Annotated in this window: 19 protein-coding genes and 2 tRNA genes; 14 read left to right on the top strand and 7 right to left on the bottom strand. The window is 67.9% G+C overall.

What is annotated here, in order from left to right; translation table 11 throughout:
- Nucleotides 1–47 precede the first annotated feature (47 nt).
- The 4 genes from AB0P21_RS09330 to AB0P21_RS09315 all read left to right on the top strand — a co-directional run bounded on the left by AB0P21_RS09330 (nucleotide 48) and on the right by AB0P21_RS09315 (nucleotide 2,463).
- Nucleotides 48–224 carry a hypothetical protein gene (locus AB0P21_RS09330; protein ID WP_363695127.1) on the top strand — a complete coding sequence of 59 codons (177 nt, stop codon included), beginning with the start codon at nucleotides 48–50 and terminating at the stop codon, nucleotides 222–224.
- Nucleotides 225–272: 48 nt separating this feature from the next.
- The gene (locus tag AB0P21_RS09325; protein WP_363695125.1) at nucleotides 273–716 is read left to right on the top strand and encodes a nitroreductase family deazaflavin-dependent oxidoreductase; all 444 of its coding nucleotides are present in this window, start codon (nucleotides 273–275) and stop codon (nucleotides 714–716) included.
- Between the two features lie 111 nt (nucleotides 717–827).
- Nucleotides 828–1,556 carry a CDP-alcohol phosphatidyltransferase family protein gene (locus AB0P21_RS09320; protein WP_363695123.1) on the top strand — a complete coding sequence of 243 codons (729 nt, stop codon included), beginning with the start codon at nucleotides 828–830 and terminating at the stop codon, nucleotides 1,554–1,556.
- A 1-nt stretch (nucleotide 1,557) separates the two neighbouring features.
- On the top strand, nucleotides 1,558–2,463 hold the full coding sequence (locus AB0P21_RS09315) for a hypothetical protein (protein ID WP_363695122.1): 906 nt from the start codon (nucleotides 1,558–1,560) through the stop codon (nucleotides 2,461–2,463).
- On the opposite strand, the gene AB0P21_RS09310 is transcribed toward AB0P21_RS09315, so the two are convergent.
- Nucleotides 2,408–3,586 (bottom strand): AAA family ATPase, encoded by a 1,179-nt coding sequence (locus AB0P21_RS09310; protein ID WP_363695121.1) that lies wholly within the window; start codon nucleotides 3,584–3,586, stop codon nucleotides 2,408–2,410. The genes AB0P21_RS09315 and AB0P21_RS09310 overlap by 56 nt on opposite strands.
- Nucleotides 3,564–4,523 carry a LysR substrate-binding domain-containing protein gene (locus AB0P21_RS09305; RefSeq protein ID WP_363695120.1) on the bottom strand — a complete coding sequence of 320 codons (960 nt, stop codon included), beginning with the start codon at nucleotides 4,521–4,523 and terminating at the stop codon, nucleotides 3,564–3,566. The genes AB0P21_RS09310 and AB0P21_RS09305 overlap by 23 nt, the downstream gene beginning before the upstream one ends.
- 50 nt (nucleotides 4,524–4,573) lie before the next feature.
- Between AB0P21_RS09305 and AB0P21_RS09300 the strand changes: the two genes are divergently transcribed.
- Together AB0P21_RS09300 and AB0P21_RS09295 are read left to right on the top strand one after the other, a co-directional pair.
- Nucleotides 4,574–5,524, top strand: coding sequence for a Gfo/Idh/MocA family oxidoreductase (locus AB0P21_RS09300; RefSeq protein WP_363695119.1), 951 nt, complete (start codon nucleotides 4,574–4,576; stop codon nucleotides 5,522–5,524).
- Nucleotides 5,521–6,459, top strand: a complete 939-nt coding sequence (locus AB0P21_RS09295; RefSeq protein WP_363695117.1) for a quinone oxidoreductase — start codon at nucleotides 5,521–5,523, stop codon at nucleotides 6,457–6,459. The genes AB0P21_RS09300 and AB0P21_RS09295 overlap by 4 nt, the downstream gene beginning before the upstream one ends.
- A 51-nt stretch (nucleotides 6,460–6,510) precedes the next feature.
- Here AB0P21_RS09295 and AB0P21_RS09290 read toward each other — a convergent pair whose 3' ends face one another.
- The 5 genes from AB0P21_RS09290 to AB0P21_RS09270 all read right to left on the bottom strand — a co-directional run bounded on the left by AB0P21_RS09290 (nucleotide 6,511) and on the right by AB0P21_RS09270 (nucleotide 16,452).
- Nucleotides 6,511–8,379, bottom strand: coding sequence for an ABC transporter ATP-binding protein (locus AB0P21_RS09290; protein WP_363695115.1), 1,869 nt, complete (start codon nucleotides 8,377–8,379; stop codon nucleotides 6,511–6,513).
- Nucleotides 8,376–10,040 (bottom strand): ABC transporter ATP-binding protein, encoded by a 1,665-nt coding sequence (locus tag AB0P21_RS09285; RefSeq protein ID WP_363695114.1) that lies wholly within the window; start codon nucleotides 10,038–10,040, stop codon nucleotides 8,376–8,378. The genes AB0P21_RS09290 and AB0P21_RS09285 overlap by 4 nt, the downstream gene beginning before the upstream one ends.
- Nucleotides 10,041–10,379: 339 nt before the next feature.
- A complete protein-coding gene (locus AB0P21_RS09280) occupies nucleotides 10,380–13,214 on the bottom strand; it encodes a hypothetical protein (protein WP_363695113.1) in 2,835 nt (944 codons plus the stop codon).
- 88 nt (nucleotides 13,215–13,302) lie between these two features.
- Nucleotides 13,303–16,092, bottom strand: coding sequence for a hypothetical protein (locus AB0P21_RS09275; RefSeq protein ID WP_363695112.1), 2,790 nt, complete (start codon nucleotides 16,090–16,092; stop codon nucleotides 13,303–13,305).
- Nucleotides 16,093–16,378: 286 nt separating this feature from the next.
- Nucleotides 16,379–16,452, bottom strand: a tRNA-Gly gene (locus tag AB0P21_RS09270).
- A 123-nt stretch (nucleotides 16,453–16,575) separates the two neighbouring features.
- Here AB0P21_RS09270 and AB0P21_RS09265 point away from each other — a divergent pair.
- From AB0P21_RS09265 to AB0P21_RS09230, 8 genes are all read left to right on the top strand, one after another.
- Nucleotides 16,576–16,648: transfer RNA gene (locus AB0P21_RS09265), tRNA-Pro, on the top strand.
- 77 nt (nucleotides 16,649–16,725) lie between these two features.
- Entirely contained in the window at nucleotides 16,726–18,117 is a 1,392-nt protein-coding gene (tig, locus tag AB0P21_RS09260) for a trigger factor (RefSeq protein ID WP_363695111.1), read from the top strand.
- A gap of 88 nt (nucleotides 18,118–18,205) precedes the next feature.
- Nucleotides 18,206–18,580 (top strand): VOC family protein, encoded by a 375-nt coding sequence (locus tag AB0P21_RS09255; RefSeq protein ID WP_363695109.1) that lies wholly within the window; start codon nucleotides 18,206–18,208, stop codon nucleotides 18,578–18,580.
- 79 nt (nucleotides 18,581–18,659) lie between these two features.
- A complete protein-coding gene (locus tag AB0P21_RS09250) occupies nucleotides 18,660–19,283 on the top strand; it encodes an ATP-dependent Clp protease proteolytic subunit (protein ID WP_363695108.1) in 624 nt (207 codons plus the stop codon).
- A gap of 28 nt (nucleotides 19,284–19,311) precedes the next feature.
- Nucleotides 19,312–19,923: an ATP-dependent Clp protease proteolytic subunit gene (locus tag AB0P21_RS09245; RefSeq protein WP_363695107.1), complete on the top strand. Its 612-nt coding sequence runs from the start codon at nucleotides 19,312–19,314 to the stop codon at nucleotides 19,921–19,923.
- Between the two features lie 214 nt (nucleotides 19,924–20,137).
- Nucleotides 20,138–21,433, top strand: a complete 1,296-nt coding sequence (gene clpX / locus AB0P21_RS09240) for an ATP-dependent Clp protease ATP-binding subunit ClpX (RefSeq protein WP_363695106.1) — start codon at nucleotides 20,138–20,140, stop codon at nucleotides 21,431–21,433.
- Nucleotides 21,434–21,613: 180 nt separating this feature from the next.
- On the top strand, nucleotides 21,614–23,209 hold the full coding sequence (locus AB0P21_RS09235; RefSeq protein WP_363695104.1) for an alpha/beta hydrolase: 1,596 nt from the start codon (nucleotides 21,614–21,616) through the stop codon (nucleotides 23,207–23,209).
- Nucleotides 23,196–24,803, top strand: coding sequence for an alpha/beta hydrolase (locus AB0P21_RS09230; RefSeq protein WP_363695102.1), 1,608 nt, complete (start codon nucleotides 23,196–23,198; stop codon nucleotides 24,801–24,803). Before AB0P21_RS09235 ends, AB0P21_RS09230 begins: the two co-directional genes overlap by 14 nt.
- The last annotated feature ends 42 nt before the right edge of the window (nucleotides 24,804–24,845 follow it).

Raw genomic sequence — 24,845 nt, 5'->3', positions numbered from 1 at the left:
CAATTGGTGTACAAACTGTTGCCACACCAAACGTCTGGAGAGACGCGATGAACGACAAGAACGCCGGCCTGAGCCCGCTGTACCGGATCCGCTGGCGCCTGACCTGGTTGCTGCTGCACATCGCCGGTCCGGCGACGCTGCCCGATCACCTGGACCCCCGCCGCCGGATGGAGCGCGAGCGCGCCGCCCGGGTGGCCCGCTTCCAGGCCGCGCACCACGCCTGACCCGCGAGATGGCGGGCGGCTGGACTCTTGATCGGGCAGGATGGTGACATGTCATCCTCCGAAGAAGAATATGCCCCGAGCCCGACCGGCTGGGTCCGCGACGCGGTCGCCAAGATCGTCGCCAGCGGCGACACCAGGTCGGGTCAGTTCAACAGCAGCCAGCCGGTCGTCCTGCTGACCATGGTCGGCGCGAAGACCGGTCAGCTCCGCAAGGTGCCGTTGATGCGGGTCGAGCGCGACGGCAAGTACCTCGCGGTCGCCTCGCTGGGCGGCGCGCCCAAGCACCCGGTCTGGTACTACAACCTGCTCGCCGATCCCAAGGTCTCGCTGCAGGACGGTACCGAGACCAACGAGTACGTCGCCCGCGAGCTCGACGGCGACGAGCGGGCCGAGTGGTGGGAGCTGGCCGGCCAGGTCTTCCCGAACTACCTCGAGTACCAGCAGAAGACCGAGCGGCTGATCCCGGTCTTCCTGCTGGAGCGCGTCGGGTAACGGTATCCGGTCACCGGTCCCGCACCCGCCCTGTGAGACTCTGGCTGCGGTAATCCAGCGCGTTGGCGCCGGCCCGAGTTCTGGGAGTTTCTGCTGACCACACAAGACGCGGTGCGGGAACCGTTCGTCGGGTCGACGCGCTTGCGTCTGGCCGGACTTGCACTGCATGCCTATACCGCGAGCGGAACGGTGCTCGCGCTGCTGATCGTGATCGCGGCGATCGACGGGGACGCCGTCCGGGCGCTCTGGCTCGGCCTGGCCGCGCTCTGGATCGACGGCACCGACGGGATGATCGCGCGCCGGCTGCGGGTGAAGGAGACCATCCCGTGGTTCGACGGCGCGATGCTCGACAACATCGTCGACTACCTGACCTACGCCTTCGCGCCGATCGTGTTGCTGTGGACCGGTGGCTACCTGCCGCACGGCTTCATCGGCGCCGCGCTGGCCGCGCTGCCGCTGCTTGCCTCCAGCTACCAGTTCTGCCGGACCGACGCGAAGACCGACGACCACTTCTTCCTGGGCTTCCCGAGCTACTGGAACGTGGTCGCCTTCTACGTGGTGATCCTCGGCCTCGGCCCGACCGCGACCGGCGTGATCCTGCTGACCTGCTCGATCCTGGTCTTCGTCCCGGTCAAGTACGTCTACCCGTCGCGGACCAAGGTGTTCCGGACGATGAACCTGGTCACCACGCTGATCTGGCTGGCCGCGTACGCCGTACTGCTGACCCAGATGCCCGACCCGAGCCCGATCGTGGTCGGCATCTCGCTGGCCTACCTCGTGTACTACGCGGGGCTCAGTCTGTATCTGACCTTCTGGGCGCCCCGACGCAAGGCCGCCTGAGTTGCTCCTCGGACTGAGCGCGGCCCTCGGCGCCGCAGTGGTGTTCGGGATCGCGGCGATCCTGCAGGCGGTCGGCTCCCGCAAGGTGCCGACCGGCTCGGAGCTCGATCCGCGCCGGTTCGGCGGCTTCGTCGCCGCCCTGCTCCGGCAGCCGGCGTTCCTCGGCGCGCTGGTGCTCCAACTGGCCGGCTTCGGTCTGCACTTCGTGGCCCTGCGACTGCTCCCGCTGTACCTCGCCCAGGCCGGCATCGCGACCAGCCTGGTGGTCACCGCCCTGCTGGCGACCCGCTGGATGTCGGACAAGCTGTCCGCGGTCGAATGGTCAGCAGTCGTTGCCGTCTGCGCCGGACTCGGCCTGCTGGCGGTCTCGGCCGGTGACGCCGGTGAGAGTGCTCGCCACAACGGTCTGGCGATCGGCGTGATCGTCGGCCTGGTCGCCATCGCAGTACTGGGTGGTGTCGCGAGCCGTTCGCAGCACGCGAGCGCGACCGCGGTGCTCGGAGTGCTCGCCGGTCTCGGGTACGCCGGGGTGGCGATCTCGGCACGGTTGCTGGACGACAGTTCGATCAGCGCGCTGTTCCAGAGCCCCACGACGTACACGCTGCCGGTCTCGGCCGCGCTCGCGTTCCTGCTCTACTCGCTCGCCCTGCAACGCGGTTCGGTGACGCTGGCGACCACGCCGATGATCGCGCTGCAGACCATCACCCCGGCCGCGGTCGGCGTCCTGGTGCTCGACGACGCGGTCCGCGACGGCTGGTACGCCGGTGCGCTCGGCGGCTTCGCCGTGACCGCCGTCGGCGCTCTCATCCTGGTCCGCTTCGAAAGCGTCAAGGACGAGCCTGCTGCCGGGGCTAGCGACTCGGCCACTTCCACGGTGGCTCGTCCAGAGGGCCCTGACCGGCGATAGCCGTCCGGCCGAACTCCTTGACGAGTTCGATCGTGCGCAGGTCGAGCCCGGTCTCGTCGGCGCCTGCCTGAAGTGCTGCCAGGAACGGGCGGGAGTGCGTCACGATGATCACCTGAGTGTTCTGCGCGGCGGTGGTCACGAGATTCGCCAGTGCGGGCAGCAGTTCGGGGTGCAGGCTGGTCTCGGGCTCGTTGAGGACCAGCAAGGTCGGCGGTCGCGGCGTCAGCAGGGCGGCGACCCAGAGCAGATATCTGAGGGTGCCGTCGGACAGTTCGGCGCCGGACAGCGGCCGGAGCAGACCGTGCTGGCGGAAGGCGAGCTCGAACCGGCCGCCGGCGGTCTGGATGCTCAACTCGCTGCCAGGGAAGGCTTGTTCGATCGCGCCGTCGAGTTCGCCGGCCACGCCGATCTCGCGGATCGTCTGGAGAGCGGCCGCGACATCGGCGCCCTCGGGGCCGAGGACCGTCGTCCGGGTTCCGATCTGGACCTGCCTGGCCGGCGCGTCGGAGTCGGTGCGCAGGTGGTCGTAGAACCGCCAGGACCGCATCCGGTCGCGCAGCTTCAGCAACTCGGGCGCGCGCTCCGGATCGGAGTACTCGCTGAGCATGCTGTCGAAGGACTGCAGTGGATGACCACTGTCGCGCCACTTGCCGTCGTCGTCACGGATCCGTACGCCGCCGTTGCCGCGATCGGCCAGCAAGGAGGCAGGTCTGAGGAACGGCCCGGCCCACAACACCTCTCGCTTGATCTCGGGATCCTGCGAGAAGACCGAGAGGCTGGGCTGCGGCAGTCCGAGGTCCATCGCATAGCCGTAGTCCTCGGACGCGAAGCCCATCCGCAGACCGACCGGCTTGGTCCGTCTGGTCCCCTGGATCGGCCGCTCGCCCCGCCGGACCGCGCCGGAGATGTTCTCCGGGCCGGCCCACAGCGTCGACTGCAGCCCGCCCTCGCGGGCCAGGGCCGCCACGGCTCCGTTGCGCGAGGCATCGGCCAGCAGCCGCAGCGCGCGGTACAGACTCGACTTGCCGGTCCCGTTGGACCCCGTCACCACGTTGACCTGCCCCAGTGGCACCACCAGCCGCAACAACGACCGATAGTTCTCAATTGCCAGCGTGGTCAACATGCTGGCCACCGTAGCGAGTCCCACCGACAGCGCTCAGCTGTTCGAGAACGGCCTGCAGGATCGGGGAGTCCTGAGCCCCCTCCTGTACTGCGGCGAACACGTGCCGCTGAGGCTGTTGCGTCGCCACCGGGCGGACTGTCAGCCCAGGCGGAAGGTTCTGCTGGGCCAGCCGGGGGAGCAGGGCCACACCGTGGCTGTGGGCAACCAGTTGGGTGACGGCCAGCCAGTCGTCCACCTGGTGACGGATGTCAGGCGTGAAGCCGGCGGCCGCGCATGCGGTGCCGGTGATCGAGGCGCAGCAGCCGCCGGGCGAGCCAGTGATCCAGGCATCCTCGGCGAGGTCGCGCAGGTTGATGGCGGCGTCCCCGGCATGCGGATGACCAGCCGGTACTGCGACGTCCAGCACGTCGGCCCCCAGCTCGACGCGGTGGTAGCGAGGATCGCCGACGGTCGGCGAGCCGTCGAACGCCACCGCGATCGCGACGTCGATGCGGCCCGCGTCGAGTTGGTCGAACAGTTGTGGCGGCTCGCTCTGTCGAAGCGAGACGACGAGCTCGGGGTACTTCGCGGCCAGGTGGTCGAGGGCGGTGGGCAACAAGCCGGCGAGTGCGGTGGAGAAGGCACCGATCCTCACCGTGCCGCGGAGTGTCTCGTCGAAGGTCTGCAGGTCGTGACGCGCGTGTTCGAGCTGGGCGAAGACGGTGTCGGCGTGGCCGAGCAGCGCCTCGCCGCGTGGCGTGAGGGCGATCCGGCGGCCGTCCTTGCGGGTGACCGGGAAGCCGAGATCGTGGGACAGGCCGGCCAGTTGCTGGGAGACCGCGGAGGGCGTCAGGTGCAGCGCCTCGGCGGTCGCCGTGACCGTGCCACGCTCACGGAACTCCCGCAGTACGCGGAGTCTGCGGAGGTCGTCCATGAAGTCGTGGCTTAACGGTTTCATGTGAAAAGAATAGATGGACCGGAAGATCTGGGCGGGGACAGACTGGGGGCATGACCACAGCACCGATTCGCCTCGGCATCGTCGGCCTCGGGGCGATGGGCCGGCAGTTGCTCGAGACCGCTCTGGATCACCCGGATTTCACCGTCGTCCACGCGGTTGATCTCGCGCCGGCTGTTGTTGCCGAACTTCAGGCCAGACATCCGGGGGTCAGGTTCAGTACCTCGCCTTTTGAGGTGATCGGTGCGGCGGATGTCGACGCCGTGTACGTCGCGACGCCGCCGGCCACGCACGCGGCTCTCGTCGTACCGGCGTTCGAGGCTGGGCAGGCGGTGTTCTGCGAGAAGCCGCTGGCGGTGTCGGACGCCGATGGGTCGGCGATGGTCGAAGCCGCAGCGGGGAAGGCGGCGGCGGTGAACTTCTCGTTGTCCGACCGGCAGTCGACTCGCTACGTCGAGCAGGCGATCGCGGATGGGCGGGTCGGTGAGGTGCTCGGGGTGGAGATCCGGCTGACGTTCCCGGTCTGGCCGCGGGCCTTCCAGTCTGACGCGACCTGGGTGGGGGAGCGGGCGCAGGGCGGGTTCGTCCGCGAGGTGTTCTCGCATTTCGCTTATCTGACCGACCGGCTGGTCGGGCCGCTGGTGCCGGTGCAGGTCGAGCTCGGTCATCGCGACGCGGCGGCGAGTGAGAGTGCGGCGTACGGGTTGATGCGGGCGGGTGAGGTGCCGGTGCAGCTGACCGGGATCGTCGGCGCTGCTGGGGTCGAGAGCTATGAGTGGGTACTGCGGGGCACCAAGCAGTCCTATCGACTGTCGGCCTGGCGCGACCTGTTTGTTGCTGAGGGCAATGGTTGGCAGCCGGTCGAGTTGACCGGAGAGCTCGGGTCGGAGGCGACCCGGTTGACGCTGTTCGCGCAGGCGGTGCGATGTTCGCACTCGCCGGAGTTGGCCGATTTCGCCGCCGCCGAGCGGGTGCGCCAGGTGGTCGAGGCGTTCCACCGATGAAGGTGATCAAGGCGGTCTCCCCGGAGACTCTGCGCCTGGTCGAGCGATCGTCGATTCCTTTGCAGGCAGGCGAGGTGCGGATCTCGGTGATGGTTGCTGGGGTCAACTATCTCGACATCCAGGAACGCACGGGCGCCTATCCGCGCGCCTTCCCCTACGTGCCCGGCGGCGAGGGCAGCGGCACGATCACGGAGCTCGCACCCGACGTGTCGGGGCTGCAGCTCGGTCAACGCGTCTGCTGGCAAGGCGTCCCAGCGTCGTACGCCGAGGAGGTGGTCGCGCCGGCCTGGAAGGTGATCCCGGTGCCTGACGAGGTCAGCCACGAGATCGCCGCCGTGATCCTGCTGCAGGGGCTGACCGCGCAGTACCTGACGACTGCCTCGTACGCCGTACGGCGTGGTGATCTGGTCGTCATCCATGCCGGCGCAGGCGGAGTCGGCCTCCTCCTCACCCAGCTTGCGAAGTCCCTCGGTGCCGTTGTGATCACCACTGTCTCCACCCCGGAGAAGGCCGCGCTATCCCTCGCGGCCGGCGCCGACAAAGCAGTCGCCTACGAGTCCTTCGCCGAACTGGCCGCCGGCCGAGCCGCAGTGGTCTACGACTCCGTCGGCCAATCAACCTTCGAAGACTCCCTCCGCTCCCTCGCGCCCCGAGGCACCCTCGTCCTCTACGGCCAGTCCAGCGGCCCGGTCCCATCCTTCGACCTCGCCCGCTTGGGTCCCGCCGGCTCGTTGACCATCACCCGCCCTACCCTCCGCCACTTCGTCAGCACCCCTCACGACCTGCACACCCGAGCCGACGCACTCTTCACCCACCTATTCGCCGGCACCCTCCAGCCGCGCATTGGCGGCGTCTACCCCCTCGCCGACGCCGCGGCAGCCCACCAGGCGCTGCAGTCCCGCCAGACCACCGGCAAACTTCTGCTCAGACCATGAAAAACCGCCCCGCACCTGACCAGGTGCGGGGCGGTTCGTCGTACGAACAGCTCAGGCCAACGAGTCTTCCCAAGCCTGGTGCAGGTCGGCGTAGTTGCCGCCCGTGGTGATCAGCGCCGACGGGGCGCCGTCTTCGATGATCCGGCCGTGTTCCAGCACGATCACCCGGTCGGCGGTCTCCACCGTGGACAGCCGGTGGGCGATCACGATCGCCGTCCGGTCGTCCAGGATGGTGCGCAGCGCGCGCTGGATCAGCCGCTCGCTGGGGATGTCGAGGCTGGAGGTCGCCTCGTCCAGGATCAGCACCGCCGGGTCCGCCAGGAACGCCCGGGCGAAGGCCACCAACTGCCGTTGACCGGCCGACAGCCGGCTGCCGCGTTTCTCGACCGCCGTCTCGTACCCGTCCGGCAGCGCCATGATGAAGTCGTGCGCGCCGATCACCTTGGCCGCGTCGACGATCTCGTCCATCGTCGCGTCCGGTTTGCCGAACCGGATGTTGTCGGCCACCGAGCCGGTGAACAGGAAGTTCTCCTGGGTCACCATCACCACCCGCTCGCGCAGGTCGTCCTCGGTCAGGTCGCGCAGGTCGATGCCGTCCAGCAGCACCTGCCCGCCGGTCGGGTCGTAGAAGCGCGCCACCAGCTTGGCGATCGTCGTCTTACCGGCGCCCGTGGTACCGACCAGCGCAAGTGTCTGCCCAGCCGGTACGTCGAGCTCGAGCCCCGGCAGCACCGGCACCCCATCGACATACTGGAACTTCACGTTCCGCAGTTCCAGATGCCCACGCGCCTTCTGCGCCGGCTTCGCGGGCTTGACCGGCTCGGGGACATCCGGCTTCTCGGCCAGTACGCCGGACAGCTTCTCCAGCGCCGCGCTCGCCGACAGGAACGTGTTGTAGAACTGCGAGATGTCCTGCAGCGGCTCGAAAAACTGCCGCAGGTAGAGCAGGAACGCGGTCAGCACGCCGACCGTGACGTGCCCGTGGTAGGCCTGCCAGCCGCCGTACGCCAGGATCGCCACGATGGTGATGTTCCCGACGCCCTTGATCGACGGCATGAAGATCGCGTTGATCCGGAACGACTCGAGGTTCGCCTCGCGGTACTTGTCGTTGACGCCCCAGAAGATCTCCTCGTTGCGCGGCTCCCGCCGGAACGCCTGGACCGCACGGATCCCGGTCATCGACTCGACGAAGTGCACGATCACCAGGACGACGGCCTCGCGCGTACGCCGGTAGACGATCGCCGACCGGCGCCGGAACCACGCGGTCAGCAGGAACAGCACCGGGAACGACAGCAGCGCCAGCAACCCCAGCTTGACGTCCAGCGTCAGCAGCAGGATCGCCGTACCGACCAGGGTCAGGATCGCCGTCACCAGGCCGTCGAAACCCGTCTCCAGCATCTCGTCGATGACGTCCACGTCGGAGGTCAGGCGCGAGATCACCCGGCCCGAGGTGTACTTGTCGTGGAACGACGGGCTGAGCCGCTGGAAGTGGTCGAACACCCGCCGGCGCAGGCCGAGCAGGATGGTCTGGCCGAGCCGGCCGGACCGCATCAGGAAGATCTGCCGCATCCCGGCCTGCAGCAGCGCCATCGCGAACACGATCAGCACGATCTCGACCAGCGTCGAGGTGCCCTTGCCTGCCAGGATCGGCGGGATGCCCTTGTCGATGCCGAGGTGGACCAGGTACGGCACCGACAGCCGGGCCGCGTTCTCGATCACGACGATGCCGACCAGCAGCCAGATCATCTTCTTGTACGGGCGGAGCAACTCGCCGAGCAGCTTGCGCGAGTCCTCCTTCAGCCGGACGGTCGTTGCCTTCGACAACTCCCGGTCCGGGTCCTCGGCGTACCCGCGCCAGGTCTCCTCGGCGATCGGCTGCCCATCAGGCTGAGGCTGAGGTGTCTGCTGAGTGGTCGTCACGCAAGCACCTCCTCCTCTTCCGCTGCCAGCAACATCCGGTACGCCGGTACCGTCGCCAGCAACTCGGCATGCGTGCCGACATGCGTGATCGTGCCGCCCTCGAGCAGCGCGACCTGGTCGGCCAGCATCACCGTCGAGGCCCGGTGCGCCACCACGATGCCGGTGGTCGCGGAGAGCACATTGCGCAACGCCTCCTCGACCAGCGCCTCGGTGTGCACGTCGAGCGCCGACAACGTGTCGTCCAGCACCAGCACCGCAGGCCGGGCCAGTACTGCGCGCGCCAACGCGAGTCGTTGCCGTTGGCCACCGGACAGCGACATGCCTTGCTCGCCCACCCGGGTCTCCAGGCCCCAGGGCAGGTCGTTGGCGAAGGTCGCCTGGGCGATCTCCAGGGCCTGCTGGACCTCGGCGTCGGTCGCGTCGGGCCGGCCGAGGGTGATGTTCTCCCGGGCGCTCATCGAGAACAGGGTCGGGTCGTCGAACGCGGAGGCGACCGCGCTGCGCAGCGACTTCAGGGTGAGGTCGCGGACGTCGTGCCCGTCGATCGTGATCCGCCCGCCGGTGACGTCGTACAGCCGGGGGACCAGCGCGGTCAGGGTGGTCTTGCCCGAGCCGGTGGCGCCGACCAGGGCGAGCGTCGTGCCGGGGGCGAGATCCAGGTTGATGTCGTGCAGGATGTCGGCCGAGTCCGGTCCGTACCGGAAGCTGACGTTCTCGAACACCAGGTGACCGCGCGGGTCGGCCAGCTCGTCGGGACCGTCGGTGATGGTGGACTCGGTGTCCAGGATCTCGCTGATCCGGTCCGCCGACGTCATCGCCTCCTGCGCCATCGCCAGGATGGTGCCGAGCGACTCGACCGGCCAGATCAGCGACAGCATCAAGGTGATGAACGCGACCAGGGTGCCGAGCGTGATCGACTCCCGGCCGACGGCGAGCGCGCCGAGCAGCAGCACGATCACCAGGGTCAGGTTCGGGATCACCTCCAGGAAGGTCCAGAACCGCGATGCCAGCCGGACCTTGTCGACCGAGGTCTCGTACAGCTTCACCGCGCCGTCGTCGAACTGCTGCTTGACGTGCTCGCGGCGGCCGAACGCCTTGATCACCCGGAAGCCGACCGCCGACTCCTCGATCCGGGTGGCCAGGTCGCCCTGCTGGTCCTGCACCCGGCGGGAGATCGCCAGGTACTTCTTCTCGAACTTCAGCGACACGACGATGATCGGCGCGGCCGCGACCAGCACGACGACGCCGAGCGGCCAGTACAGCCGCAGCAGCAGGATGGTGACGACCACCAGTTGCAGGATGTTGATCACCAGGAACAACAGGCCGAAGCCCATGAACCGGCGGATGGTGGACAGGTCGGCGGTCACCCGGGACAGCAGCTGACCGCTCTGCCAGCGGCTGTGGAACTCCATCGGGAGCGACTGCAGCCGGATGTAGAGGTCGTTGCGCAGCGCGGCCTCGAGGTCGCTGACCGCGCGGGACTGGGCCCACCGGCGGACCCAGACCAGCAGTACTTCGCTGACACTCAGGCCGAGGGCCAGCAGACCGAGGGGGAGGAGCAGATCGATCTCGCGGCGGGTGACCGGACCGTCGATGATCGCCCGGGTGACCAGGGGGACGGTGAGGCTGACGCCTACGCCCAGCACCGCCGTGGTGAACATGATCGCCAGGCGGTACCGATGGGGGCGGAGATAGGGGCGGAGCCGCCAGAGGTTCTGGCTTCGCCGCGGGGTCCTGCGGTTGGGAACGGGTGCGATAGAGGGCGCTTGGGCAGGTGGCTCTGAGGGCATCTGGAGGGGCGCACTTCCCATCATGCTCGGCTCGGGAGGGCTGGTGTCGTGCAGGCGACCGGAAAACGGCGCACTTTCCATCATCGCTCAGTGGTCAGCGCTTGTCCTGCGAATTCCATTCCCTGGAGCTGAATTACCACTTGTTGCAATGAGCGAGCCCCGGCACCGAGCGGCGACGGGGCTCACGGTCATCACGAGTCGTGATGAATCTCAGGTCCGCAAGAGCGCGACGCCATCGATCACGGCCTGGGCGGCGCCGACCGAGACGATCTTCAGCTCCCCGGTCCGGAACGCGGTCACCGGCAGCAACGTGACCGTCACCTTGCTGCTCGGCGCGACCAGCGAAACCCGCCCGACCTTCACACCGGCGTGGTACACATCCACGCTGCCCTGCCCCGGCCCGTTGACCGTCACCAGCGCGACCCGCAGACCAGCCTCACCCGGCTTGGCCAGCGTCGCCCCAGTGGCCTTCAGCTGCGAGATGGTCCCCTTGTAGGTGATCGAACTGGTCGTCCGCGTGACCGTCCCGGTCGCCGTCAACGCCCGGTCGTCCTGCGGTGCCGCGGCGCAGGCAGGCTCAGACCAGCCAGACAGGTTGCCGACGGCATCCCGCGCCCGAACCATGAAGCACCGGTCCACACCAGCCACCGGCGTCCAGGCGACCGAGGTAGCAGCTGTGCCTTGCCAGGCAGCTGGGTACTGCCATTTGCCGTTAGCCTGACCGGCCAGCGCGTCCCGGTAGACCACGTCGTACGACGCAACGCTGCCGCTGTTGTCGGCGAACGCGTACTTGAAGCTGCCGCTAGCCGCCGTGATGACCCGCTCACCGGCGCTGCTACTGGTCAGTGCGGGTGCGGCGAAGTCGGCCAGGGTGCAGAAGGACTGACTCCACTCGCCCTGGTTGCCGGCCCGGTCACGTGCCCTGGCCTGGAAGCAGGTGTCGGCGTTCTGCTCCGCGAAGTGGCCGACATAGTTCTGGTGCTTCGGCAACTTCTGCCAAGTAGGTGGCATCACCCAGTCGCCGTACGGCGCGGTCGGCGAGGTGCGGTCCTGGTAGCGGACGTCGTACTGCGCGATGCCACTGGCCGGGTCGGCGGCTGTCGCCGGGTCCTGGAACGTGTAGCGGAAGGTGAGGTCCTGCCGCTGCTGGGCCCGCGGGCCGGGGTCACCACTGGTCAGCACGGGGGCGACCTTGTCGGTGTCAACCGTCGGCTGCGGTGCGAGCCAGTCCAGCGTGACCAGCCGGGGCTGCCGGTTGCGGTCGTTGTAGACCAGGCGGGCGGCGTCCGCGTCGTCCGGCACGTAGCTGGGGTTCGGCCAGAAGTACCCGGCGATCGGTCCGTAGCGGCGCTCGACGAGGTTCAGCGTGTTCAGGTCGGTGACCCTGAGGTCGATCTGCTCCGTCGGCGCCGTGTCGGTGCCGCGGGTGTCCTGGATGAGGAAGTTGTAGCCGAGCTTCCAGCGGGGACCGAGGGTGATCGTCCGCGTCGGTACCTGCTCCTGGACGTCGAGGATCCGGTCGCCCGGGCCCGCGCAGTCGACCACGACCCAGCGCCCCGCGGCCTGGATGCCCTGGGCGGGCCCACAGCCGGACCCGGCGTCGAGTCGGGTGGAGAACCCGTTGGCGGTCGCGATCAGGTCGTCGTGCTGGTCCGGCCCGGTCCACACCGTCTCGCCGTTCACCCCGACCGGCTTGGGGAAGGTGGTTCCGATCCACTTCCGCGCCGCCAGGTCGTAGACCTGCACGGTGCTGTCCGTCACCCCGACGGCGACCAGCTTGCCGCCCCGGCCGAGATCCACGTTCGGCCTGACGAAGGGGATGGAACCCTTCGAGTCGGTCACCACTCCGTAGTGGACACCGTCAGGCTCGCGACGGAAGGTCAACTGCGCGTCGCCCGCGAACTCCGGTGTGTTCCCGACCGGATCCAGCGTGAACCCGGCTTTGGTCCAGTTCGCGCCCAGGTCCGTGGTTTGGTTGACGATCGAGGTCCCGTCGCCGGCCAGGCCTGCCTGCGGCGGCTGCGACGTACTGGTGAGCACCTTGTCGCCGGACAGCATCACGTCATTGGCCTGGCCGCGGAACGGCGGGGTCTGGGCGATCGGCTCCAGGACGCCGTCGGATCCGATCGAGGCCACCTGCGCCTGGGCAGTGACGAGAAGCCGTCCGTTGCCCTGGTCTGCCGCGTCGTGCACCCCTGTGACGAGGTTCCTGGTCACAGTGCCGTCCTGGAGGCTGACCTTGGCCAGCTCTTTGGTGTCCGGCACCTGTACGGCGATGTCGTCACCCAGCGGCAGCAACGGCTGCTCGAACGGTACGACGGTAGTGCCTTCGGCTGAGCCGGTCCGTTGCTTCCAGGCAAGGGTGGTCGTCGTGCCGGAAGCCGAGGTCTGCCAGATGATCCGGCCGGGAGTCAGTTGCGCCCACTCGGTCCAGGTGGCCAGGGTCGCCACCTTCGTCGCGACACCGGTGGTTGTGTCCAGGACGAACAGACCGGTAGCTGTGCCGAGCAGGAAGGCTTCGTCGGTACGGTCGAGCACCCTGGCGCTGGTGACTCCGGTCACCGGCGTCTCGACGCCTGCGAAGGTCCGGAGGACGAAGCTGTCCTCGTCGTTCAGCAGCATGCCGTTGGCATAGACATCGTGGATCAGGAAGCCAGGCGGTGGGTAGATCGTCTGGGTGGCGCCCGCACCCACCTTGCGGATCACGACCGCGCCGGACTCCTGCTGCAGCGCGTACTCGCCGACGAGCTCGGGAGCGTCCTTCAGATCGAGGTTGTGTCGTTGGTACGCGCCCTTGGCAGAGCCGTCGACGGCGCTCTTGATGCTCCACGGCGCCGGGACGAAATCCGTCGGCCAGCCGTAGTCGGTCAGGTAGTACTTGCTTGTTGCCGCGACGATCTGCACCGGCGGATCGGGCTCGAGGCGGGGAGCGAGCAGAGCGCCCTCGCCGAGATGGATCGGTGGCTCGGCCGCCACGGCCGGGCTCGCACCGATCGGCAGTAGCGCTAGTAGGCAGGCGGCGGCAACCGCAGTACGGAACTTCAAGAGGATCCCTCCCACAGGACCGGCGAAGCCGGATCAGCGGGCGAAGCCTAGGCGGCGGAAGGGCCAGCGCGGCCCTTCCGCCGTCGGCCTAGTACCTCAGGAAGGCGACGCCGTCGATCCGCGCCTGGGCGGTCGAGGTCGAGATGATCTTCACGACCCCGGTCCGGAACGCGGTGACCGGCAGATAGGTGACCGTGCGGGCCGTGGTGGTGGCGGCCAGCGAGACGGTCCCGATCTTGACGTTGGCGTGGTAGACGTCGACCTTGCCCTGGCCGGGGCCGTTGATCGTGACGAGCGCGATCCGGAGGCCGGCTTCGTTGGCGGTCTTGGTCAGGAAGGCGCCGTTGGCCCGGAGATCCGAGGTGGTGCCCAGGTACGCGGTGGCGTCGGCGACCCGGACCACGGTGCCGGACGACAGCAGGGCGCGGTCGTCCTGCGGGGTCACCGAGCAGAGCGGCGGCGACCAGGCCGACAGGTTCCCCAGGACGTCTCGGGCGCGGACCATGTAGCACTGGTCGTAGCCCGGCCGGGGTACCCAGTTGATCGAGGTGAGGTCGGTGTCCTGCCAGGCCGCCGGGTAGGTCCAGACTCCGAAGGCAGCGCCTGCCGCGGCCTCCTTGTAGACGATGTCGTAGCTCGCGACCGAGGTCTCGTCGGTGTACGACCAGCGGACGGTGCCTGTCGCGGCCAGTTGGATCCGGTCGATCTTGAGCGTGAAGGCGACTGGTGCGACGCCGTCGACCTCGCTGCAGTAGGAGGCGCTCCAGCCGCTCAGGTTGCCTGCGTAGTCGCGGGCGCGGACCTGCCAGCAGGTGTCGGTGCCAGGCGTCGCGCTGTAGCTCGCCGCTGTGGTCTTGAGGCCTTGCCAGCTCGGCACCTCGTTCCAGGCGCCGTACGGCGAGGTGCGGTTGGGGCGCTGCTGGATGCGGAGGTCGTAGGACAGCACGCCGGTGGCCGGCGAGTTCGGGTCCTGCGGGTCGGTGAAGGCCCAGTCGAACGACAGGCTGGTGTTGTCGCGCAGGCGTTCGCCTGCGGTCGCGCTGGTCAGTACCGGCGCGACGGTGTCCGGTCGCTGCTGCGGGTCGGGCTTCACCCAGGTGAGGTTGATGATCCGCGGCCGGGCGTCCGGGTCGGCGTACACGATCTTGAAGCCACCACCGCCGTCGGCGCGGAAGCTGGCGGGCTGCAGGAGCCTGCCGTTGATCGGTCCGTAGCGGCGCTGGTCGAGGCCCGGGTCGTTGAGGTCGGTGACCAGCAACTCCTTGGTGGTAAGGCCGTTGGTGTCCTCACCGACAGTCGTCTGTACTACGAACCCGTTGCCGAGCTGGGCGTCGGCGGCGACAGTCAGGTTGCGCGGCGCCTCCGGGCCCTTGGTGTCGACGACCTGGCTGCCGCCGTTGCAACCACTGAGCAGGGCCCAGCGTCCGTTGACCCGGTCCGGGCCGACCGTGCAGCCACTGGGTACCGTGACGGTCTTGATCGCCTGGGTGGTCAGGTCCTTGCCGGTGAGCACTCCCGGCTCGGTGACCTTCCAGAGCGAGCTGTCGGCCAGGGCGAAGGGCACTGCGAAGTCGTCGACCTTGGTCTTGGTGGCGACGTTGTAGACCTCGGCGGTGGCGGCGTTCGGCGTACGGTGCGAGACCAGCTTGCCGCCCTTGCCCAGCACGACCTCGTCGGCCGCCGGGAAGGTCAGGTCGCCGCCGGAGCCGCGCACCCGGGCGATACCGGCCTGGTAGGTCACCAGGGTGGTTCCCTCGAGCTGCAGCGGCTTGGTGACATTGCTGGTAGCCAGCGAAGTCCACGTGGTGCCGTTGGTGGTCGTCTCGTAGACACCGCGGTCCGGCTGGTAGTCCGCTGTCACTACGCGCGCTCCGGACATCCCCACAGTGCTGACCTGGGCTGCGAAGGCGGGCGTGGCCTTGACGGTCGTCAGTACGCCGTCGGCGCCGACGCTGGCCACCTTGCTCTGCGCACTGACCAGCAGCCGGCCGTTGCTCAGGTCTACCGCGTCGTGGACGCCCGTGACGAATGCCGGAGTGACTGCGCCGCCGCTGGCCGCGATCTTTGACAGCTGCTTGGTCTCGGGCACGAGCACGGCCAGGTCGTCACCCACTGTGAGCAGCGGCTGGCCGAAGGGCACTACTACAGAGCCAGTGGTCGCGCCTTGCTTCCAGCCGACCGTCTTGGAGTTGGCGGTGGCTGCGGTCTGCCAGAGCACCCTGTTGGGAGTCAGGGCGGCCCAGGCCGGGTTGGCGGCCAGCGTCGCGGCGGCGGTCGCAGTACCGGTTGCTGTATCTACTACGGACAGCTGGCCGGCCACGCTGATCAGGATCGACGTGGCGGTCGTGTCGAGGATGACGGGGTCGCCGAAGGTCGCGCCGGTGACCGGCTTCTCCGTGTTGTCCACGGCGCGCAGCGCGAACGAGCTGTCAGCAGCGCGGGACAGCAGGATCCCGCCCGGGTAAGCGCCTTGGTATGTCGCCCCCGCCGGTACTGCGACCTGGCTGACCGCGTCCGTCGCGATGTCCCGGAAGCTGACCTGCGCGGCCGCAGGCGTCACGACGTACTTGCCGAGCAGCGTCGGAACCTGATCCGGCTCGTCGCGGAGTCGCGGCGCGGTCCGGACGACAGCACCGTTGGTGCTGCTCAGAATCTCCCACGGCTCCGGCGAGTGATCGTCAGGCTGCCCGTACGACGTCACGTAGTACGAGCTCGTGGCCTGCCGGATCTGCACCGCCGGATCAGCCACGGCCCGGTTCCCGACCGCCGTCCCCTCCCCGAGGTGCTGCGGCGGATCAGCAGCCATCACCTTGACAGCGGCCACCGGCAGCAGGACAGCCGCACAGGCGGCAGCGATCAGCTTTGAGCGCAACATCATGGATTCAAACCCCCTCGGCGGCACAGCCACCGTGTTTTCCCCTAGATCGCGGCACCCTAACTCGTAACCGGGAGTAGCGGAAGCAGTTGCGGTAACAGGCAACGCCCGCGCCGGCTCCTTCGTCGCCTGCTCCCCACCCCCAGCTCCCTCGCTCCTCCGTCGCTCGTCCCGCTGCCATGACAGCACTGACGCGAAGGCCGGCCCCGTTGCCGGGCTGCCGCATTGCTCCCACCCGAGCGGGGAAACGACAAAGGGCCCTCAGTCGGTGACTGAGGGCCCTTCGTGGTGGAGCGGGTGACGAGAATCGAACTCGCGTAATCAGTTTGGAAGACTGGGGCTCTACCATTGAGCTACACCCGCATGAGCCCTGGCTGGGCACGCGCACATGATTCCACATCGGTGGGCCAGGTCTCAAACTGGTTGCCGGTGAGGGGGTGGTGGCGCGAGCACTGGTTCCGGTCCATTAGACTCGTGCGGTCACTGCGGGGCGTAGCGTAGTGGCTAGCGCGCCTGCTTTGGGAGCAGGAGACCGCAGGTTCGAGTCCTGTCGCCCCGACAGACCTCTGCAGCACCGTGCAGCGTGGCCTGTCCGGCCACGGCTGTGAACGTCATCGATCAAGGAGAACCGCCACCGTGAAGAGCACCGTCGAGTCCTTGAGCCCGACCAAGGTCAAGCTCATCGTCGAGGTGCCGTTCGAGGAGCTCAAGCCGAGCCTCGACGCGGCGTACAGGAGCATTGGCAGCCAGATCGTCGTCCCGGGCTTCCGCAAGGGCAAGATCCCGCCGCAGGTCATCGACCAGCGGGTCGGTCGCGGTCCGGTGCTCGAAGAGGCGATCAACGACGCGCTGCCGAAGCTGTACTCGCAGGCCGTCCAGGACAACCAGGTCAAGGCGATCGGCCGGCCCGAGGTCGACGTGACCGAGTTCAACGACAAGGAGAGCCTGCAGTTCTCCGCCGAGGTCGAGGTCCGTCCCGAGATCACCCTGCCGGACCTGGAGGGGATCGAGGCCGGTGTCGAGGACATCGCGATCAGCGACGACGAGGTGGCCGAGCAGATCGAGGCGCTGCGGCAGCGGTTCGGCTCGCTGAACCCGGTCGAGCGCGCGGTCGGCGACAAGGACTTCATCACGATCGACCTGTCGGCCACCAAGGACGGCGAGAAGATCGAGGAGGCGCAGGCCACCGGCCTGTCCTACCAGGTCGGCAGCGGTCAGCTGCTGGACGGTCTGGACGACGCGGTGCTCGGCCTGAACGCCGGCGAGTCGAAGACCTTCGTGACCCAGCTGGTCGGCGGTGAGCTCAAGGGCGAGGACGTCGACGTCGAGGTCACCGTGACCGCGGTCAAGGAGCAGGAGCTGCCGGAGTTCGACGACGACTTCGCCCAGACCGCGTCGGAGTTCGACACCGCCGACGAGCTGAAGGCCGACGTCCGTGGCCGGCTGGAGCGCGGCAAGCGGCTCGAGCAGGCCGGCGACGCCCGCGACGCGGTACTCGAGAAGATCCTCACCCTGGTCGAGGTGCCGGTCCCCGAGGGCCTGCTGACCGACGAGCTGGCCGCCCGCCGGGAGAACCTCGAGCAGCAGCTCGGCTACTCCGGGATGGACTTCGCCCAGTTCCTCGAGGGCGAGGAGCAGACCGAGGAAGAGTTCGACGAGGACCTGAAGAAGCGTTCCGAGGACGCGATCAAGGCCCAGTTCGTCCTCGACCTGGTGGCCGAGCAGCAGGAGCTGAGCGTCAACGACCAGGAGCTGACCGAGCACATCGTCCGGCACGCGCAGCGTTCCGGCGTCAGCCCGGACCAGTTCGCCCAGCACGCCGTCGAGAACAACCTGGTGCCGAGCCTGGTCTCCGAGGTCGTCCGCGGCAAGGCGCTGGCCCACCTGGTCGAGGCCGCCAAGATCACCGACGCCTCCGGCAACGTGGTCGAGCTGAAGACCCTGCAGCCGGACGGCACCTACGCCGACCCGGCCGAGGCCACTGAGGCCGCCGACGCCCCGGCCGAGGAAGAGCCCGCCAAGGCCTGAAATACCTGAACCACCTGAACGAACAGCCGACGGCCCCGGATCCATCACGGATCCGGGGCCGTCGGCTGTTTCACCGTGAGAGGGAGATATGACCATCACCATCCGGGCCGCGCTCACCAACGTCGAGGTCGACGACCTCGACACCGCCATTCCTCTCTATCAACAGCTGGCCGGCGGTGCGGACGTCAGGCGGTTCACCTACAAGGAGCTCGAGGTGGCCGCCGTCGGCACGTTCCTGCTGCTCTCAGGTCCGACGGAGAACTACGTGTCCCAGCACGCGACCCTCGTCGTCGACTCTCTGGATCCGGTCCTCGAAGCGCTGGAGGCGGCAGGTGCCGAACTGCTGGAAGCGCCCAACGTCGTACCGAACGGCACCCGCATCGTCGCCCGCCATCCGGACGGTTCGGTCTTCGAGTACATGCAGCCGCACGCCGCCGAAAACCCTGATTCCCGGGTTAGCTGAGAGCAGACGGCGTGCGCCGTGAGCGAACAGGCGCCTACCAGCCTTAGGTCTGTCGTCGCGGACCAGTAATGTCGGCATGGTGAACGAGACATTTGCAGCCAGCCCCACCGCCGCGGGCGGCACCGGATCCGGCGGACTCGACGACCACATCTACCAGCGCTTGCTGACCAACCGGATCATTTTCCTGGGGTCAGAGGTTCGCGACGACAACGCGAACGCGATCTGCGCTCAGATGTTGCTCCTCAACGCCGAGGACCCCAACAAGGACATCTGGCTGTACATCAACTCACCGGGTGGCTCGGTGGACTCCGGCATGGCGATCTACGACACCATGCAGTGGATCTCCAACGACGTCGCCACGGTCGGGATGGGTCTGGCCGCCTCGATGGGCCAGTTCCTGCTCTGCGCCGGCGCGAAGGACAAGCGCTTCGCCCTGCCGCACGCGCGGATCATGATGCACCAGCCTTCCGGCGGAATGGGCGGTACCGCCTCCGACATCAAGATCCAGGCCCAGCAGTCGCTGCACATCAAGGCGCAGCTGTTCAAGCTGATCGCCGAGCACACCGGTCAGCCGCTCGAGCAGGTCGAGACCGACGCCGACCGGGACCGCTGGTTCACCGCGGACCAGGCGAAGGACTACGGCTTCATCGACCACGTCGTGGCCAGCGCTGCTCAGCTCAGCAGCGGCAGCCCGAACTCCTGACCTCTCCTGCTAAACTAAGGACATCAGCATGAACTACTTCATCCCGCAGTGGGAGGAGCGCACGTCGTACGGCATGCGCCGGATCGACCCCTACACCAAGCTGTTCGAGGACCGGATCATCTTCCTCGGCACCCCGATCACCGACGAGATCGCCAACGCCGTGATGGCGCAGCTGCTCTGCCTGCAGGCGATGGACTCCGACCGGGACATCAGCATCTACATCAACTCGCCCGGTGGTTCGTTCACGGCGCTGACCGCGATCTACGACACCATCCGGTACATCAAGCCGGACGTGCAGACGGTCTGCCTCGGCCAGGCCGCCTCGGCCGCCGCGGTGTTGCTCGCCGCCGGTACGCCGGGCAAGCGCCTCGCCCTGCCGAACAGCCGGATCATCATCCACCAGCCGGCCACCGAGGGCACCTACGGGCAGTCCAGCGACATCGAGATCCAGGCGAACGAGATCCTGCGTCTGCGCTCGCTGCTGGAGACCATGCTCGCCGAGGCCAGCGGCAAGCCGCTCGAGGAGGTTTCCCGCGACATCGAGCGGGACAAGTTCCTGACCGCGCAGCAGGCCATCGAGTACGGCCTGATCGACGACATCCTGCAGACCCTCAAGACCCCGGTCCCGGCCGGCGTCTGAGAAGTACCCGTTCCGCTTCGGCGGTACTGTTCCCAGCGGCCGATGCTGTCAAGCGACAGTGCGTTCGCCACCGGCGTAGTCACAACCCGTCGGCGGGCGCGGCGTTTCGGCCCCTGGCGCGGTACCGTCGAAGCGAGTTCCGGGTGGGGATCAGCCCCGAGGGTTCAGGTTCGAGTCCGCCCGGTTCGACTGCTCAGAGAAGGGATCTGTCCCGGTGGCACGCATAGGTGACGGCGGTGACCTGCTCAAATGCTCGTTCTGCGGGAAGAGCCAGAAGCAGGTCAAGAAGCTCATCGCCGGTCCCGGCGTCTACATCTGCGACGAGTGCATCGATCTCTGCAACGAGATCATCGAGGAGGAGCTGAACGAGGGCTCCGAGGTCGGTCTGACGGAGCTGCCGAAGCCCCGTGAGATCTACGACTTCCTCAATGCGTACGTCGTCGGACAGGACGTGGCGAAGAAGGCGCTGGCAGTGGCGGTCTACAACCACTACAAGCGCGTCCGTGACGGTCAGGGCTCCTCGAGCGCCGGCCGGCACGCCAAGGACGAAGCGGTCGAGCTGGCCAAGTCGAACATCCTGCTGATCGGCCCGACGGGCTGCGGCAAGACGTACTTGGCGCAGACCCTGGCCAGGATGCTGAACGTTCCGTTCGCGATCGCCGACGCCACCGCGCTGACCGAGGCGGGCTACGTCGGCGAGGACGTCGAGAACATCCTGCTGAAGCTGATCCAGGCGGCCGACTACGACGTCAAGAAGGCCGAGACCGGGATCATCTACATCGACGAGGTCGACAAGATCGCTCGCAAGAGCGAGAACCCGTCGATCACCCGCGATGTCTCCGGCGAGGGCGTCCAGCAGGCACTGCTGAAGATCCTGGAAGGGACCACGGCCAGCGTTCCGCCGCAGGGCGGCCGCAAGCACCCGCACCAGGAGTTCATCCAGATCGACACCACCAACGTGCTGTTCATCGTCGGCGGCGCGTTCGCCGGCCTGGACCACATGGTGGAGCAGCGGGTCGGCAAGAAGACGCTCGGCTTCAACGCCAAGCGCGAGCCGGAGAAGCCGAAGGAGCTCAGCGGCTACTCCGACGTGATGCCCGAGGACCTGCTGAAGTTCGGCCTGATCCCCGAGTTCATCGGCCGGCTGCCCGTCATCACGACGGTCTCCCCGCTGGACCGGGACGCGCTGATCAAGATCCTGTCCGAGCCGAAGAACGCGCTGGTCAAGCAGTACCGGCGGCTGTTCGAGATCGACAACGTCGAGCTGGAGTTCAGCGAGGACGCGGTCGAGGCGATCGCGGACCAGGCGCTGCTGCGCGGCACCGGCGCCCGTGGGCTGCGCGCGATCATGGAAGAAGTCCTGCTGAACGTGATGTACGAGGTGCCGAGCCGCGAGGACGTCGCCAAGGTCGTCGTCACCAGCGAAGTCGTGCTGGAGAACGTCAACCCGACGCTGATCCCGCGCGACCAGATCGAGCGCAAGCGCGAGCGCCGCGAGAAGACCGCCTGACAGGGCAACCGACAGGGCAATCCGTACTACGGGTGAGCTGCGTGCAGCAGCTTCACTCCTGAGAGGGGCCGGCATCCGCTGACAGGCGGATGACCGGCCTCCTTCCGTTGGCGGACTCGCACCGACGGTCTCCAGCCATAGCGTCGACACCGTCCGAACCGTCGACTCCCTGGGGAATCCATGAGTTCACGTACCGCCCTGCGCGTCTCGGCCCTACTGGCCGGCCTGGCTCTCGTAGTACCGGGTGTCACCGCGTCCGCTGCGCCCAAGCCGGCCATGCCGAAGATCAACTGGGGGAGCTGCGGCGACACCCCGGCGCTGAAACCCTTCCAGTGCGCCACTGTGAAGGTGCCGACCGACTACGACCACCCGCGCGGTCCGACCACCACCATCGCGCTGACCCGGCTGCCCGCCGGCGACCCGGCTCGTCGCATCGGCACGTTGTTCACCAACCCAGGTGGCCCCGGTGGTCCAGGCGTCCCGTTCGTTCAGCAGCTCGGCCAGACCGCGTACTCGCCGCAGGTCAGGGCACAGTTCGACATCCTCGGCTTCGATCCGCGGGGAGTGGGCCAATCAGATCCGGCGACCTGCTACCGGACCGAGGCCGAGGAGCACAAGGTGCTCACCAGCCAGCCGGAGTTCCCTGTCACCCGCGCCGAGGAGCGGTCCGCGATCGGTTGGGGCGTCGGCGTCGGTCTGAACTGCAGCGCCCGCGCGGGAGACAAGCTCGCCCATATGTCGACGGCGAACGTTGCCCGCGACCTGGATCTTCTCCGGCAGTCGGTCGGCGACGACAAGCTGACCTACTTCGGCTACTCCTACGGCACGTATCTCGGCGCCACCTACGCGAAGCTGTTCCCGACGAAGGTCCGCGCGCTGGTCCTCGACGGAACCCTCAACCCCGCCTGGTACTCCGGTTCGGATGGCGACCAGCGGCCGTTCGGCGTACGGATCAGGCAAGGTGACGGCGCCGCGGAAGCCTTCACGCAGTTCAAGGCCGAGTGCAAGATGGCCGGCCCGGCACGGTGTTCGCTGGCCAAGCTAGGTGATCCGTCGACGGTCGTCGAGAACCTCTTCGAGCGGCTCAAGACGCATCCGGTCGTCGTGACGCAGCCGGACGGGACCACGACCACCGTGACCTACCAGGTCGCTGTGTTCGTGGCCTTTCAGAACCTGTACGACCCGGCCGGCTGGTCGAATCTCGCGGACATGTACAGCCAGCTGGTGACCTCGGCGAAGAGCAAGACCGCTGGAGTGAAAGCGCCGGCCGCCCTGATCGATTGGACCAAGCACAGGGAGGAGTACGCGTCGCTTGCCCAGGGCATGCAGCCCTGCATCGAGAGTCCGTCGACCGGACGGCCGCTGTCCTACCCCGCGTACGCCGATGCTGCCGACAAGGCTGCACCTCACTTCGGTCGGCTACGCGCCTGGCTCAGCCTGCCGTGCGAGTTCCTGCCGATCCGGGACGCCGACGCGTTCAAGGGTCCCTGGCCAAACCAGGTGAAGCCGCCGGTACTGGTGATCGGTACGCGCTACGACCCGGCCACGCCGTACCAGGCCACTCGCCCGTACTCCGACCTGTTCCCCGACGCCCGGATGCTCACAGTCGAAGGCTTCGGCCACACCGCGCTCTTCAAGAGCAGCTGCGCCGACGCCCGCATCACGACGTACCTGACGACCCTGAAGGCGCCTGCCGACGGCACCAGTTGCCAGCAGGACTACAAGCCCTTCACTGCCGCCGCTGCTGTCGCTAAGGAGACCCATGAGAACCGCTAACCGAGTAGCTGCCGTCCTGGCCGCCACTGCGCTCGTAGTACCGACCGCTACTGCCTCTGCCGCGCCGCAACAACCACTGGTACCCAAGATCAACTGGGGGAGCTGCGGCGACACTCCTGCCCTGAAACCCTTCCAGTGCGCGACTGTGGAGGTCCCGACCGACTACGACCGTCCACGTGGTGCCACTACGACGATCGCGCTGACTCGGTTGCCCGCCAGCGATCCGGCACGCAGGATCGGCACGCTGTTCACCAACCCGGGTGGTCCTGGCGGTCCGGGCGTTCCGTTCGTCCAGCAGGCTGCGCAGATCGCCTACACGCCTGAGGTTCGCGCGCAGTTCGACATCCTGGGCTTCGATCCGCGAGGCGTCGGCAAGTCGGATCCGGTGACGTGCTACCCAACGGCGGCTGAGGAGGCCGCTGCGATCCAGGGCGCGGTGGCAGGGTTCCCGACCACGCCGGCCGAGGACAGGGCTTATATCAAAGCGAATCTGAAGCTCGCCGTCAGTTGCCTGACCACCTCACCCGACCGGCTCGCACACTTCTCGACGGCCAATGTCGCGCGGGACATGGACCTGCTCCGGCAGGCGGTCGGTGACAAGAAGCTGTCCTACATCGGCTACTCCTACGGCACCGACCTCGGTGCGACGTACGCGAAGTTCTTCCCGAACAACGTGCGTGCGCTCGTGCTCGACGGCACCCTGTTGCCCTCCTGGTACTCCGGTTCGGATGGCGACCGCCGGCCGGTCGGCGTACGGCTGCGGCAGAGCGAGGGGGCGGCGGAGACCTTCACGCAGTTCAAGGCGGAGTGCAAGAAGGCCGGCCCCGCCCAGTGCGAGGTCGCGAAGCTCGGTGACCCGGCCACGGTCGTGGAGGGCGTGTTGACGCGCCTCAAGGCGAACCCGATCACCGTGACGCTTCCCGACGGCACCAAGGAGGCGGTGACGTACCAGGACGCGGTCGGACTGACCTTCCAGTACCTGTACGAGCCGGTCATCTGGCCGGAGCTGGCTGACTTCTACCGAGCGCTGGCCGTTGCCCCGAAGGCGACCGCCAAGGCCGCGTCCGTGCCGGCGCCGAAGGCACTGCTGGACTGGAACAACCGCAAGGAGGAGTACTCGTCGATCGGCGAGTCCCTGCAGTTCTGCGTCGACTCGAAGCAGACCGGCCGCCCGCTGGCCTACCCGGCATGGGCGGACCAGGCGAACCAGCGCGCGCCGCACTTCGGCCGGATGCGGTCGTGGGTGGGCCTGACATGTGAGTTCCTGCCGGTCCGGGACAGCGACGCGTTCCTCGGCCCGTGGGAGAACAAGGTGAAGTCGCCGGTGCTGGTGATCGGCACCCGGTACGACCCGGCCACGCCGTACCAGGCGACCCGCCCGTACTCCGACCTGTACCCCGACGCGCGGATGCTCACGGTCGAGGGCTGGGGACACACCACGCTGCTCAAGAGCCGGTGTGCCGACGCCCGGATCACGGAGTACCTGACGCAGCTCAAGGCGCCCGCCGACGGCAGCACGTGTCAGCAGGACCGCAAGCCCTTCGACCCGGTGCCGGCCACCCAGAAATTCATCCAAGGAGCGGTTGTCCGGTAGGACAAGGTGTAGGAAAGTTACGGCTTGATGGGGATCATGGGC

The organism is Kribbella sp. NPDC056861 (genome assembly GCF_040687575.1).
Classification (GTDB): domain Bacteria; phylum Actinomycetota; class Actinomycetes; order Propionibacteriales; family Kribbellaceae; genus Kribbella.
This window is presented reverse-complemented; position numbering and strand designations above follow the sequence as displayed.